Source organism: Mesorhizobium sp. RIZ17, from assembly GCF_051127865.1.
Lineage (GTDB): Bacteria > Pseudomonadota > Alphaproteobacteria > Rhizobiales > Rhizobiaceae > Mesorhizobium > Mesorhizobium humile.
This window is the reverse complement of sequence record NZ_CP147861.1, coordinates 5,837,996-5,851,343: the sequence shown is the minus strand read 5'-3', so window position 1 is coordinate 5,851,343 and position 13,348 is coordinate 5,837,996. Positions and strand designations below refer to the sequence as shown.

The following is a 13,348-nucleotide window of genomic DNA, read 5'->3' as shown; positions in this document are numbered from 1 at the left end:
GCATGGATATCGTCGCAAGCCAGAAACATGGCATCTATGAGGATATGATCGCATTGGCGCTCGGCACGCTGATGGTCGCCTTGGGAGTGGCGATCTATTCGAAGGCGACGCTTCTGGTTGGCGGCATGGCTGGTATGGCGCTGCTTGTTCAATACACGTCCGGCGTGAATTTCTGGATCGGCTTCTCGCTGATAAATTTGCCTTTCTATTTGCTCGGGTTGAAGTACCTGGGCTGGCTATTCGTGCTGCGCTACGTTTGTTGCCGTCAGCCTGGTTTCCCTCTTCTCCCGCCTCACAGGGGAATGGATCGACTTCTCGCACCTTAACGCGACCTATGCCGCGGTTATGGCCGGCACGCTCTGCGGCACCGGATTGTTGATGCTGTTCCGCCATCGTACGGGTCTCGGCGGCCTCAATATCCTGGCCATCCTTCTCCAGGAAAGGTTTGGCGTGCGTGCCGGCTATTTCCAGCTCGCGGTCGACCTTGCGATCCTAAGCGTCGCCTTCTTCATCCTGTCGCCAGATAGGCTGATGCTGTCGATCCTTAGCGCGATCATCCTCAACATGATTCTCGCGATCAATCATCGGCCCGGCCGCTACCTGGGCATAAGCTAGCGGTACGGACTCCCTGGAGCTCGGCGATCATTTTGAGCCGCCAAAATTGCGCGGCTATCTAAGGTCCGGCAACTCTACATTTGGGCCTGCGCCGGACAAGAGAATTAGAGAATTTGAGTTGTACGGTACTGTGGCGTTGCCAAAGGCGGCTGCTCAAGGATGGTTCGCCGTTCGTTTGACAGAGGCCAAGGCAACGCACGTGCAAAGCACTAAGAGCCGATAAGAACCGAACGCAAGATGGAACTTGCGCCTTCTCCCTGGTTTTCGGAGCTCGCTAAGATTCCTTCGCCCTTTCGGCTCTTGTGACGGCCTTATAACAGGCTCTGATGGCATCATGTCATGTACTTATTTGCCGCCGCCCCTTCGTGAAACTAGCGTTTCTGCGGCTGACCAAGGCTCTATCAGCAATCAGCCGAGGTCTGGTTCAACCCTATCAGGGAGAGAAGACATGGGGACCAAATCAATCGGACTGACGTTGGCCTTTTCGCTAGGGGTATTCTTTTCGACAACCGCGCTGGCGAAGGACACCCTCTCGGTCATGAGCTTCGGCGGCGCTTACCAGGAAGCGCAGCGCAAGGCTGTATTCGAGACCTACGCGACCAGCACAGGCACCAAGATCGACGAGCAAGAGTACGGCGGTGAGATCGCCAAGATCAAGGCGATGATCGAATCCGGCAACACCACGGTGGATGTCGTTGATGTCGACGCGCCGACGCTGCTGCAAGGTTGCGACGAGGGCATTTTCGAAAAGGTCGACTGGTCGGCCGTAGGGCCGAAGGAGGACTGGATCAGCGGCACCACGTCCGAATGCGGCGTCGGCACCATCGTCTATGCTACGACACTAGCCTATGACGGCGCCACGCTGCCGAACGGTCCCTCGACAATCAAGGACCTCTTCGACACCAAGAAATTCCCCGGCAAGCGTGGTCTGTGGAAGAATCCCGCGACGAACCTGGAGTTCGCCCTCCTGGCCGACGGCGTGCCTGCCGACAAGGTCTACGAGACGCTGTCCACGCCCGAAGGCGTCGACCGCGCCTTCGCCAAGCTCGACACGATCAAGGACAGCATCGTCTGGTGGGAAGCTGGCGCCCAGGCGCCCCAACTGCTCGCGTCCGGCGAGGTCGTCATGACCACCGCCTGGAACGGCCGTATCTACAATGCCAACAAGGAAGGCAAGGACTTCCGCATCGTGTGGGACAACCAGATCCTCGATTCCAACTATTGGGTGATCCCAAAGGGCGCCAAGAACCCGGACGCCTCGCTGGCCTTCATCAAATATGCGGTCGAGCCGAAGGTGCTCGCCGGCATCACCAAATACATCCCCTACGGTCCGGTGCGGAAATCGTCGGCCGAGTTCGTGGCTCCCGAGGATGCCAAGAACCTGCCCACCAGCCCGCAGAACCTGACGGTGTCGCTGACGCTGGACAATGCCTTCTGGGCCGACAATGGCGACGAGATCCGGAAGCGGTTCACAACCTGGCTCGCCCGATGACGCGGACATGAGCAGGAGAGCATCGATGAACTTTTCCCAGCCGATGTCCCTGGCCACGGACAGGTCCGTCGATGCCCTCGTTCGGTTCGAGGACGTGAAGAAATCCTACGACGGCATCAACTTCGTCGTAAAAGACCTCAATCTGAGCGTCGCTCGCGGCGAGTTTCTCACCATGCTGGGGCCTTCCGGCTCCGGCAAAACCACCACGCTGATGATGCTCGGTGGCTTCGAACGGCCGACGCTCGGCCGCATCCTGCTCGGCGGCAGGTCGGTAGAGCGGTTGCCGCCGGAAAAGCGCAACATTGGCTTCGTGTTCCAGAACTACGCGCTCTTTCCGCACATGACCGTGGCGGAGAATGTCGCCTTCCCGTTGCGCTATCGCGGCATTACCGGAGCCGCGGCGACGGAGAAAGTGCGCGAGGCGCTCGGCCGCGTGAGCCTCGAAGCGCTCGGCGATCGCCGCCCTTCGCAGCTTTCGGGCGGCCAGCAGCAGCGCGTCGCCCTGGCGCGGGCGCTGGTCTTCGAGCCCTCGCTGGTGCTGATGGACGAGCCGCTCGGCGCGCTCGACAAGCAGTTGCGCGAACGCATGCAGATCGAGATCAAGCAGTTGCAGACCTCGCTCGGCATCACCATGGTCTATGTCACGCATGACCAGTCCGAAGCGCTGACGATGTCGGACCGCATCGCGGTGTTTCACGACGGGCGTATTCAGCAGCTGGCCGATCCCAAAACGCTGTACGACGAGCCGGCCAACCGTTTCGTCGCATCCTTCATCGGCGAGAACAACACTTTGCCCTGCACCCTGCTGGGGCGGGAAGGTGAATTTGCAGTCGTGCGCATGGCCGATGGCTCCACGCTGAAGGCCGTCGGCTTAGTGGCCTCTGGAGCGGGCGCAGAACACAACGTGTCCGTTCGCCCGGAAAACATCGCTCTCGCCGGGAATGGCGCCGAGGCCGGCATCAACCGCATGACGGGCACAGTCCGCGATGTCTTCTTCCTTGGCGATCACATGCGGTTGTCGCTGGAGGCGTTCGGCGGACAACTCGTTACCGCGCGCATCCAGGCACGTCGTGCCGGACCTTTCGCGCCGGGCGACGGCGTGACGCTCGAATGCAGCGTTTCGGATTGCCGCCTGCTGGAAGCCTGACCCATGAGCGCCGTGGATATCGACCGCATCAACATCTTCATGGCCGTGCGTCGGGCGGCCAGGCCAGCACGGCGATCGGCATTCTCGCTCGCGCTGCCGCTGCTCGTCTTCCTCGCGGTGGCCTTCGTCGCTCCCATCCTCTACCTGCTGGTCACCGCTGTCGGAAATCCGGAAACGCGCGACGTGCTGCCGCGCACTCTGACGGCGCTGCAGGACTGGGACGGCAAGTCCGTGCCGGACGAACCCGTCTATGCCGCGCTGGCCGAGGATCTGAAGGTCGCCAAGGGCAACAGCACCGCGGCGCTGCTCGGCAAGAGGTTGAACTACGAGATTTCCGGCATGCGCAGCCGCGTCCTCGCGGCCGCCAGAATGGTGGAGAAGCCCGGCGACGGTCCCTACAAGGAACGGTTCGTCCAACTTGGAAAGGAATGGGCCTCGCCGGAAACCTGGGCCGTCATCAAGCGCAATGGCGCTGCCGTCACTCCATATTACCTTCTGACCGCGCTCGATCTGAAACAGGCGTCGGATGGCTCCATCGAGCGCGTCCATGGCGACCAGGCGATTTTCCTCGACGTATTGGGACGCACGCTTTTGGTGGCGGGGCTGGTGACGCTGTTCACGCTGCTTCTGGGCTATCCCGTCGCTTATGTGCTGACCATCGCGCCCAGGACAATAGCGAGCGTCATGATGCTGATGGTGCTGCTGCCGCTATGGACGTCGCTGCTTGTGCGTACCACCGCATGGGTGGTGCTGCTGCAGTCGGACGGCGTCATAAACGACATGCTGCTGGGCCTGCACCTGACCAGCGAAAAGCTCCAGCTCATCTTCACCCGGTTCGGCACGGTGACGGCGATGACGCACATACAGCTGCCCTTCACCATCCTGCCGATCTACAGCGTCATGCGCTCGATCCCCGCCACGCAGCTTCGCGCCGCTCGCTCGCTCGGCGCCGGGCCCTCCTCGGCCTTCTGGCGGGTCTATGCTCCGCAGACGCTGCCCGGCGTCGTGGCGGGCTGCCTGATGACCTTCATCCTGTCGCTCGGCTACTACATCACCCCGGCGCTCGTCGGCGGCCCGCGCGACCAGATGGTGTCCAACTTCATCTCCGTCTACATCAACCGCGACCTCAACTGGGGCCTGGCCGCCAGCCTCGGTGTCGTCCTGCTGGTCGTGACGCTTGCCATCTACCTGTTGTTCCTGCGCCTTGTCGGCGCGGACAAGATCAAGCTTGGGTGACGCCATGTGGCTGCCTTCCTACGCAACCCCTTCCGAACGCCTGTTGCGAACTCTTGTCGTCATGCTGGCGGTCGCGGTCCTGCTGTTCTTGATTGCTCCGCTGTTCATCATCGTGCCGCTGTCATTTTCCAAGGACCCGTTCTTCACCCTGCCGGTGCGGGAATATTCGCTGCGCTGGTACGAGGACTTCTTCGGCAATGCCCGCTGGATGACGGCCATCTTCAACAGCGCGGTAGCGGCCGTTGCGACGACGATACTGGCAACGACGCTCGGCACCCTGGCGGCGCTCGGCATCTCGCGCCCCGATTTTCCGGCGCGGCGGCTCGTCATGGCGCTGCTGATCTCGCCGATGATCGTGCCGATCGTGATCGTTGCCGTCGGCAGCTACTTGTTCTTCGGCCAGTTCGGCCTGACCAACACGCGCACGGGCCTGGTGCTGGCCCACACGGCGCTGGCTACGCCGTTCGTGGTCATCACCGTGACCGCTACGTTGTCAACCTACGACACCAACCTGACGCGGGCAGCATTGAGCCTCGGCGCGCCGCCGGCTTCTGCCTTCTTCCGAGTGACGTTGCCGAACATCATGCCGGGAGTGGTTTCTGGGGCGATCTTCGCCTTCGCGACGTCTTTCGACGAAGTGGTTGTGGCGCTGTTCATGACCGCGGCCGAGCAACGCACGCTGCCAGTGCAGATGTTCTCCGGGATACGCGATCAGATCAACCCAACCATAATGGCGGCCGCCACGCTGCTGCTATCACTGTCGATCGTGCTGTTTCTCGCGCTGTCATTCCTGACGCGCCGCCGCGCCAGCTAGGGTCAGGACCTATTAATTTGCTTGAGGCTTTGCTTGAGAGGTGATTCAAGGTGGCAGGAGGTGCTGCCTTGGATGATTTGCTGCTGTTGACCCCGTCGCAGATGCGGCGGATTGAACCCTACTTTCCTTTGTCGCATGGCATCCCCCGAGTGGATGACCGGCGGGTGTTGAGCGGCATCCTGTTCGTGATCCGCAATGGCTTGCGCTGGCGCGATGCCCCCGCCGGCTATGGCCCGCACAAGACCATCTACAACCGCTTCATTCGCTGGAGCCGGCTGGGCGTGTTCAACCGCATCCTGGCCGAATTGGCTGCGCAGGGTGGAGGTGCCGACAAGTTGATGATCGATGCCACTCATCTCAAGGCGCATCGCACGGCGGCCAGCCTGCTCAAAAAGGGGCTCTACCCCGATGTATCGGGCGCAGCCGCGGGGGCCTGACCAGCAAGCTGCAGGTGGTCTGCGATGACAAGGGACGACCGCTACTGCTGCATCTGAGCGAAGGGCAAGCCAACGATCACAAGACCGCTGCCGCCGTTCTCAATCAATTCCCGCCCGCCCGCGTCCTGCTCGCCGACCGGGCCTACAGTTCCGCGGCCTTCCGACAGGCGCTGGTTGAAAGAGGCATCACGCCCTGCATTCCGCCCCACGCCAAACACCGCATCAAGCACAGCTACGATCCAATCCTCTGCCGGCAGCGCCACAAGATCGAGAATATGTTCGCCCGCCTCAAGGACTGGCGACGAATCCACACACGCTACGACCGATGCGCTCACACCTTCCTGTCAGCCATCGCATTCGCGGCCGTCTTCATCTTCTGGATCAATGAGTCCTGACCCTAGCTGGCAAGCGCGCCGGCGTCGCTTGCCACGAACATGTCGGCGAAGCGAGCCGCGAAGCTCCGCGCGACGGCCGATCGCTTGCGGTCGGCGCTGACATATATGCCCACGACGACATCCGCCAGCCGTGGCAAGTGCGCCGCCGGCTCGACAATCCGCAGCGCGGACGGAACGATGCGACGCGCAAGGACGGTCATGCCGAAGCCCGCCCCCACAGCCGCCTCCAGACCCGACAGGCTGGGGCTCGTGTAGACGATCTCGAAACTGCGCCCGTCTCTTTGCAGGGCCGTCAGCATGTTGCGGCGGTAGAGGCAGCCTTCCGGATAGCAGACGATGCGTAGCGGACCTTTTTCGTGGTTCTCTGCGAGGCCGTCGCCGTGCCCGGCGGCACCTATCCAGGCAAGCTGCTCCTTCCACGTCATTAAGGCGCCCTCGGCGGGGCCATCAGGCGTCATCGCCACGACAATGTCGTACTGGCCCCTGCGCATGCTCTCCAAAAGGTTGTGCGAGATGTCGCAGACCACATCGAAAGTGATATCCGAGCCGTCTCGAGCGAAGCTAGCCATCAGCTTGGGCAGGAAGTGGTCGGCATAGTCGTTGGGAATGCCGAGCCTCAGCTTTCCGGTGCTCTCCCGATTGGAGAGTTTAAGCATCATCTCGTCGTTGAGCGTCAGGATCTGGCGGGCATAGCCGGCCACCAGCTCGCCTTGCTCGGTCAGTTGAGTGCCGCCTTCCTTCGCAAACAGCGAGACGCCGAGAAGATCCTGCAGTTTCTTCATTTGCAAGCTGATCGCTGGCTGGGTGCGGCCAAGCCGCTCCCCGGCCCGCGTATAGCCGCGCAGGTCGATGATGGTGACGAAGGCTCGAAGCAGATCGGTGGGAATGCTGCGCATCGATGGCCCCTGACACGACAATGAGCGCATGTAGCGCTCATAAGATCACCTGTTTCCGGACAAATGCAAGCGGGCCCCGGCGGAAGCCGAGGCCCTTGGGGAGTTTGAAATTGCCGTTAGGCCTTGACGATGTTGTGCTCTGGACCGAAGGGGAACTGCGTGATGTTTTCGGCCCCGTCCTCCTTGATGACAAGGATGTCGTGCTCGCGGTAGCCGCCCGCTCCAGGCATGCCTTCCGGCAGGGTCACCATTGGTTCCATCGAAACCACCATGCCCGGCTGAAGCACGGTGTTGATGTCCTCGCGCAACTCCACGCCGGCCTCGCGGCCGTAGTAATGCGACAGTACGCCGAACGAGTGCCCGTAGCCGAACGAACGGTAGCCGAGCAGGTTATGGCTGCGGTAGATGTCGTTCAGTTCCGTGGCCACGTCGCCGCATCGTGCCCCTGGGCGCAGCAGCTCCAAGCCACGCCGATGCACCTCGCAGTTGATCTCCCATATCCGCAGATGTTCGTCGCTCGCATGGTCCAGAAAGAGCGTGCGTTCAAGCGCCGTGTAGTAGCCGGCGATCATTGGGAAGCAGTTCAGCGAAAGGATGTCGCCTTTCCGCAGCTTGCGGGATGTCACCGGGTTGTGGGCGCCGTCCGTGTTGACACCGGACTGGAACCATACCCAAGTGTCCATCAACTCTGCATGCGGGAAGGTCTTCGCGATGTGGCGCACCATGGTCTGCGTGCCTGCCAATGCCACCTCGTATTCGGGAATTCCTTCACGAATAGCGGCGTGGATGGCTTCGCCGCCGAGATCCGCGGTGCGCGCTCCCTCCTTGATGAGTGCGATTTCCTCCTCCGACTTGATGGTGCGCAGCCACATCGTCGATGCCCCGATGTCCACGAATTCGACATTCGGGAAGGCATCCTGCAGCAGTTTGCGCAGGTCGAGATTGACGTGATCGAACTCGATGCCGAGGCGCCCTACGCCGGGCAGCTGCTGCTGGAGCGCATAGAAATAGTTGTCGCGCTGCCAGTCGGTATAGGTGACGTTGTCGCCGAAGGTGCGCCTCCAGGGTTGGCCGGCATCGATGCCTGCGGACACCGAAACCGCTTTCGTGTCCGTCACGACGAAGGCATAGCGGCGGCCGAAGTAGCAATACAGGAAATCCGAAAAATAGCAGATGTTGTGGTACGAGGTGAGGATGGCGCCGTCGAGCTTCAGCTCGGCCAGGATTCTGCGTAAGCCGTCCTGCCGGCGACCCATCTCGTCGGCGCTGAAGGTCGGCACGACCTTATCGCCATTGTGCATGCTCTGCAGCCGCAGTAACTCGTTTGGCATGCCCTTGGCATAGACGTTCATCATGTCCTCCATAAATGCAAAGAAAGATCATCAAGGATCTCCCCGGACTATACGAACGCGGTTCTGACGGGAAAAATTAGAAGTCGATATCGGTCAATTACAGATGCTAATCGCTTCCCCATTCGCAACGCGGCGGAGCGGTTTGCGACAGCGATCGGCCTGAGCATCCTGTTTGTATGGCATGCATGGGCCCCCGAGCGAGGTTCGCCGATCGAAGAGACGGCTTCGCTTCAGGAGTGCAGGAAGGAGCCATTTGGGAACTTCGGATATAACCGTTTCTCCGGTTAGGCCACTTGACGCGCGGAAGACGATTTTGGAGCTCTCGTTGGAGAGGCCGAACGCCGTCACCGGTCGACAGTCCGACCGTGGTGTTGCCAGCATCCCGCCGACGATTGTTGGAACGCTTGTCGGGCCCGGTGCCCGCATCGGCAAACGTCGTGGGCGGCAACACGCTGAGGACCGCCAAGCAAAAACCAAAGCCTCGAGCTCGAATTTGGCAGGGAAGTTGGCAGCGCCAAATCGTTCCAAGGCCTTGCCGAATGGGCTGGCATTCGCGGTTCAATCGGCGGATATTCTCAGCGGATCAGCGGGTATGGGCGGCGAACGCGGGAGTGTCTCATGACCACGCACAAGGTCGGTTACCTAATCGGCAGCCTTGCCAAAGGATCGATCAATCGCAAGCTGGCAAAAGCGCTGGTACAGCTCGCGCCGCCGGAGCTTGAAATGTCGGAAATCGCCTTCAGGGATCTGCCGCTCTATAGCTACGACTACGATGCCGACTTTCCGCCGTCGGCGCGCGCCTTCAAGGATGCAATCGCCGCTGTCGAAGCCGTGCTTTTCGTCACGCCAGAGTACAATCGCTCGATCCCAGGGGGGTTGAAAAACGCAATCGACTGGGCCAGCCGTCCCTATGGCAAGAATTCCTTTGCCCGCAAGCCTTCCGCCGTCATCGGAACGTCGCCAGGCGCGATCGGAACGGCTGTCGCCCAACAGAGCCTGCGCAGTGTGCTAAGCTTCTGCAACTCGCCACAGATGAATGCCCCGGAAGCCTATATCCAGTTCACGCCGGGCCTGATCACCGACAATGGCGAGGTAACAGTCGAATCCACCGAGGAGTTCCTGCGCAACTATATGCAGGAGTTCCATTTGTTCATCGCGCGAGTCCTCCAGGTGTTGCCCAAGGATGCCTGACGCTGTCCCCAAGCTGATAGATTGAGCAGGCGGATCATCTTCGGTCGGCCCTTCCCGGACCCCTGGTATTGGCTGCGAGGTGTCTTGTTGCGCGGCATCCATGACGGTTGCAGGTCGGCTCGTCTGTCGAAGCGACGTGCACTAGATAAGGCTGGGTCACGAAGCGATGCGTGGCCGGCCTGTGGCTGTCGCCACGACGATGGCTTCAACGAAACTACGCTCGCCCTCGATCATTGCCACCTTGACCTGGCGCTCGGTCTCGACGCGGGCCTGATCGGTCCCGGCACGCTCGGCGAGACTTGCCGCCAGGACGCGGACATGGGCCTCGGCCGTGGCCATCGCTTCGTCCTCGGTATCGAAGTCGTCCAGCCGCTCGCCGGAATTCAGGCGGAAGAGGCCGATCTCCGGCTGGCTGACCCGCGCTTCCGCCGACATGCGCATCTGCCCAACGACCGCACCCAGCGCATTTGCCACGTCGGCATGCTTGGCGATATGGCAGTCGTTGCCGATCAAGGGCGGCAGGCCGGCGTAGTGGAGCGATGCTGAGGCGCCGAGGCCGATTACCGGCCGGTCGAGCTCGATCGACAGCCGCGCCATCCCGCCGCGTTGGCGAACCGCCCTCTGGACCAGCGGATTGGAAACGGACACGCCGCCATCCAGCCCGTCCTCGGCAAAGACCGTTTCCAGCACGGCTTCGGCCGAACGCCGGGTGACGCAGGCGAGAACCATCTCGGAAAATGTGTCCGCGTCTTTCGCTATTTGATGCCCCTGGCTATCGCGCTTGCGCGCGAACAATTCCGCGCCGAACCGGGCCGCGACAGGATCCCAGTTGGACTGTCGGCCGAGCACGTGAGCCGCGTCGGACGGTGTAAAGCCTGCGATGTGCACAAGACCTCGTGCGACCAGGCGATTGAGTGTCGCCACCTGCGACGTCGACACGAGCAGGTCATCGAGCGCGGCGGGAGTTGCCGTGATGTCGGCATACAGTCGCGCCTCCGTAGTCGTCAGGCCGGTGGCGAGGCGATCCGGAACCCCGGTGCGCAAGGCAAAGCGGCCGTCCAGCCTGCCGGTGCTGGGCTTGAGCAATTGGCGGCGCAGTTCCTTGGCGACGGCGTCGCCGTGTTCCACGGCGGCCAGTGCCAACGGCACGAGCCGACGAGGTCCGAGCACGATCGCCGAAGTCAGCGACCGTTCCTGAAGCGAAACTTCCGAATCTCCCCCGAGACCGAAGGTGCGCATGGCGACGGCCTCGACCATGGTGCGCTGGCCGCCGACGGTCGCGCCTGCGGGATCGAGCCGCAGGCGACCGCCTTCCAGAACGGCGACATCGGTGGTCGTGCCGCCAATGTCGGAAATCACCGCATCGTCGAGGTCCGTCAGATAACGCGCAGAGACCAGGCTGGCCGCCGGGCCGGAGAGAATGGTCTCGATCGGGCGGGCGCGGGCGAATTTCGTGGTGACCAGCGTTCCGTCGCCGCGCACCATCATCAGCGGTCCCGCTATGCCGCGCCTTTCGAGGAAGCCTTCCGTGGCATCGACAAGGCGGGCGATCATCGAGATCAGGCGCGCATTGAGAAGCGTCGTGAGCGCGCGTCGCGGCCCGCCGAGCTTCGACGACAGTTCATGCGAACATGTTACCGGAAGCCCGGTGCGCTGGCGGATGAGTTTGCGCGCAGCTACCTCGTGCTCGGGGTTGCGAACCGCGGAATAAGAAGCCACGGTGATGCCCGAAACGGTATCGGCAAAGGCGGGTAAAGCCTCTGCCAGAGCATCCAGCACAAGGGGACGCGGATCGCGTGAACGTCATGCCTGGCTGGACACGTGAGGAGGCCAAGCGGTCGCTCCGCCGACTGGTCGCTGCCGACAACATGGCGCAGAAGGAAAACGCCAAGGTCAAAACAGAGTTGGCGATTGCGCGCGCGATGATCCGAGCCGGCCGGCCTCGGTGAGATCAGCCCGGCTTTGAAGGTAATCGCGCCAGGAAATCGAACGGGGGGTCATGAGATGAGGCGACAGGATTTCCAGGATCTAGGCAATACCTTGGCAATGGGCGCTGTGGGCGCGTTCCTGGGGTACATGGCATTCGGATCGTATCGGCACGCTGGACTCTTTGGGTTCCTAACGTTTGCAATCAATGCGGTCGCCAATCGTATTGGCGCGGAGCTAAAGGTAGCGATGTTGGAACTACAGAAAGTGCGTGAGCAACTGCGTAGTCGGGACCACACCGGCCACTGATACCCGCAGCGCCGTGGCTCAGCCCGACTTCGAAACGGCGCCTTCGTCAAACTCGGCTTCCAGCGCCTCGCTCACCGGCTTAGGCTCGTTGCCGAGTGGCACGCCGTCGAAGCCTTGCAGCCAAACTTCCGCATGTTCGGCCCAATATTCGGGCACGGCGCGTTCCTTGCCGTCTTTACGCGCCTGCTGGCCATACATCCACGCGTAGCCGACGCGCTCCTGGTCCCTCTTAGCGACCGCCATCTCTAATCCTCCCTGAAATCCTGCAACGAAGCGTGCCGCAAGTCGTCTTCGCCACGTAGGTGTTTCACGCGGCCGATCAAGCCCGGCTTGACCCATTGTGTTGCCGGCCGCTTCATTCCCTTCGGCGGCGGGCCGGAATGCTCCTGCACCCTTTGCCAAAGTCGCTCGCGCATCTCTCGATTCAGGGTGATGAAGGCCGTTCCGGCATAGCGCCCTGTTCCCCGCTCGGCCATCAGGGCAAACGCAGGCTTGCCGAGCTCGCGCTCGACGCCAAGCAAATCGTATTCATCGATCGAGTAGGCTTTGGCTTTGAGCCATGCTGTAGAATTGCCGCTGCGATAGACGCTGTCCTTGCGCTTTGACACGACGCCCTCAAGCCCCGCCTGGTCGACCAGGTGAAAGACGGCCGCACCGGCGCCCGGCAGCGCCTCGCTGAATTGAATACGACCGCCGGCCGGGATCATCGCCTGTAGTATCTCGCGCCGGTCGATCAGCGCCATGTCGCGCAGATCGTGCCCGTTGAGATGCAGGAGATCGAAGGCGACGAAATAGAGGTCGTGCTGCCGGCTGGTGATCGCACGGCGCAGCTCGCCAAAATCGGAAAGGCCCTTGTCGTTCAGGACGATGATCTCGCCGTCGATGATGGCGTTTCAACGCCAAGATTGCCTGCTGCTTGCACGAGGTCGCGGTACTTGGCTGTCCAGTCGAGACCGCGCCGGGTGAATATCCGCACACCTTCCTCGTCAATGACGATCTGCGATCGGTAGCCGTCGAATTTGACTTCGTGAATCCAGCCGTCACCCTCCGGCCGCCTATCGACCGAGGTTGGCATCAGCGGAGGAACGAAGGACAACCGGTCCTTGCCGGCAGGCTTACGCATTCGAACCCCAACAATGCAGACAGTTCGATTCAATAGCGCAGGGTCGTTTCAGTTCCGCTAGCTCGGGGTAAGCCGTGCGATTCATCGAGGGCAACGGAGTCGCCAAGATGGACGGCCCTCCCGGACGCAAAGCCAGCGTGGGAATCGCGTCCGGACCGACGAGCGGCAGTACGGTCGAAGGCGATGCTCGCCGCGTCGGCGCGTTGAAGCGCCAGGCTCAGCACGGAGTTCATAGCATCACCTGCCACGACGCGAAGCGGACAGCCGGCGGACGGTGCGGCGGCGGGTGATCCACCAACGCGGCCGGCACGACTACCGAGGCTATGCACCAAGGGCACCGGGAGGCCGCTCTTGGCAATGACCGGCCGCAGGAAAGGCAAATGCGCCTCGAACGGGAAATTTTCATGTAACGCTC

Annotated in this window: 9 protein-coding genes and 3 pseudogenes; 7 read left to right on the top strand and 5 right to left on the bottom strand. The window is 61.9% G+C overall.

Annotated elements, in window-relative coordinates; translation table 11 throughout:
* The first annotated feature begins 2 nt into the window (after positions 1-2).
* The 6 genes and pseudogenes from WDX12_RS28480 (at position 3) to WDX12_RS28455 (ending at position 6,136) form a co-directional block, all read left to right on the top strand.
* Positions 3-615 (top strand): annotated as a pseudogene (locus WDX12_RS28480) (YitT family protein).
* A gap of 448 nt (positions 616-1,063) precedes the next feature.
* The gene (locus tag WDX12_RS28475) at positions 1,064-2,107 is read left to right on the top strand and encodes an ABC transporter substrate-binding protein (protein WP_434722826.1); all 1,044 of its coding nucleotides are present in this window, start codon (positions 1,064-1,066) and stop codon (positions 2,105-2,107) included.
* 25 nt (positions 2,108-2,132) lie between these two features.
* The gene (locus tag WDX12_RS28470; protein WP_434722825.1) at positions 2,133-3,254 is read left to right on the top strand and encodes an ABC transporter ATP-binding protein; all 1,122 of its coding nucleotides are present in this window, start codon (positions 2,133-2,135) and stop codon (positions 3,252-3,254) included.
* A 3-nt stretch (positions 3,255-3,257) separates the two neighbouring features.
* On the top strand, positions 3,258-4,490 hold the full coding sequence (locus WDX12_RS28465) for an ABC transporter permease (protein WP_434722824.1): 1,233 nt from the start codon (positions 3,258-3,260) through the stop codon (positions 4,488-4,490).
* A gap of 4 nt (positions 4,491-4,494) precedes the next feature.
* On the top strand, positions 4,495-5,304 hold the full coding sequence (locus WDX12_RS28460; RefSeq protein WP_434722823.1) for an ABC transporter permease: 810 nt from the start codon (positions 4,495-4,497) through the stop codon (positions 5,302-5,304).
* 68 nt (positions 5,305-5,372) lie between these two features.
* Positions 5,373-6,136, top strand: a protein-coding gene (locus tag WDX12_RS28455; RefSeq protein ID WP_434722822.1) for an IS5 family transposase whose coding sequence is annotated in 2 segments (ribosomal slippage) — positions 5,373-5,706 and positions 5,706-6,136 — 765 coding nt in all. Because the reading frame shifts where the segments join, the coding sequence is not laid out codon by codon here.
* Between the two features lie 2 nt (positions 6,137-6,138).
* On the opposite strand, the gene WDX12_RS28450 is transcribed toward WDX12_RS28455, so the two are convergent.
* Both WDX12_RS28450 and WDX12_RS28445 read right to left on the bottom strand, forming a co-directional pair.
* Positions 6,139-7,032 (bottom strand): LysR family transcriptional regulator, encoded by an 894-nt coding sequence (locus tag WDX12_RS28450; protein ID WP_434722821.1) that lies wholly within the window; start codon positions 7,030-7,032, stop codon positions 6,139-6,141.
* Positions 7,033-7,148: 116 nt separating this feature from the next.
* Positions 7,149-8,363, bottom strand: a complete 1,215-nt coding sequence (locus tag WDX12_RS28445; RefSeq protein WP_434725723.1) for a M24 family metallopeptidase — start codon at positions 8,361-8,363, stop codon at positions 7,149-7,151.
* A 639-nt stretch (positions 8,364-9,002) separates the two neighbouring features.
* On the opposite strand from WDX12_RS28445, the gene WDX12_RS28440 reads away from it, so the two are divergent.
* Entirely contained in the window at positions 9,003-9,575 is a 573-nt protein-coding gene (locus tag WDX12_RS28440; RefSeq protein ID WP_434722820.1) for an NADPH-dependent FMN reductase, read from the top strand.
* Between the two features lie 156 nt (positions 9,576-9,731).
* Here WDX12_RS28440 and WDX12_RS28435 read toward each other — a convergent pair.
* From WDX12_RS28435 to WDX12_RS28425, 3 genes and pseudogenes are all read right to left on the bottom strand, one after another.
* Positions 9,732-11,395, bottom strand: a pseudogene (locus tag WDX12_RS28435) (hydantoinase/oxoprolinase family protein); the annotation flags it as partial.
* 433 nt (positions 11,396-11,828) lie between these two features.
* Complete coding sequence (locus tag WDX12_RS28430; RefSeq protein WP_434722819.1) at positions 11,829-12,053, bottom strand: hypothetical protein; 225 nt, start codon at positions 12,051-12,053, stop codon at positions 11,829-11,831.
* A 2-nt stretch (positions 12,054-12,055) separates the two neighbouring features.
* Positions 12,056-12,885, bottom strand: a pseudogene (locus WDX12_RS28425) (RNA ligase family protein).
* Positions 12,886-13,348 lie beyond the last annotated feature (463 nt).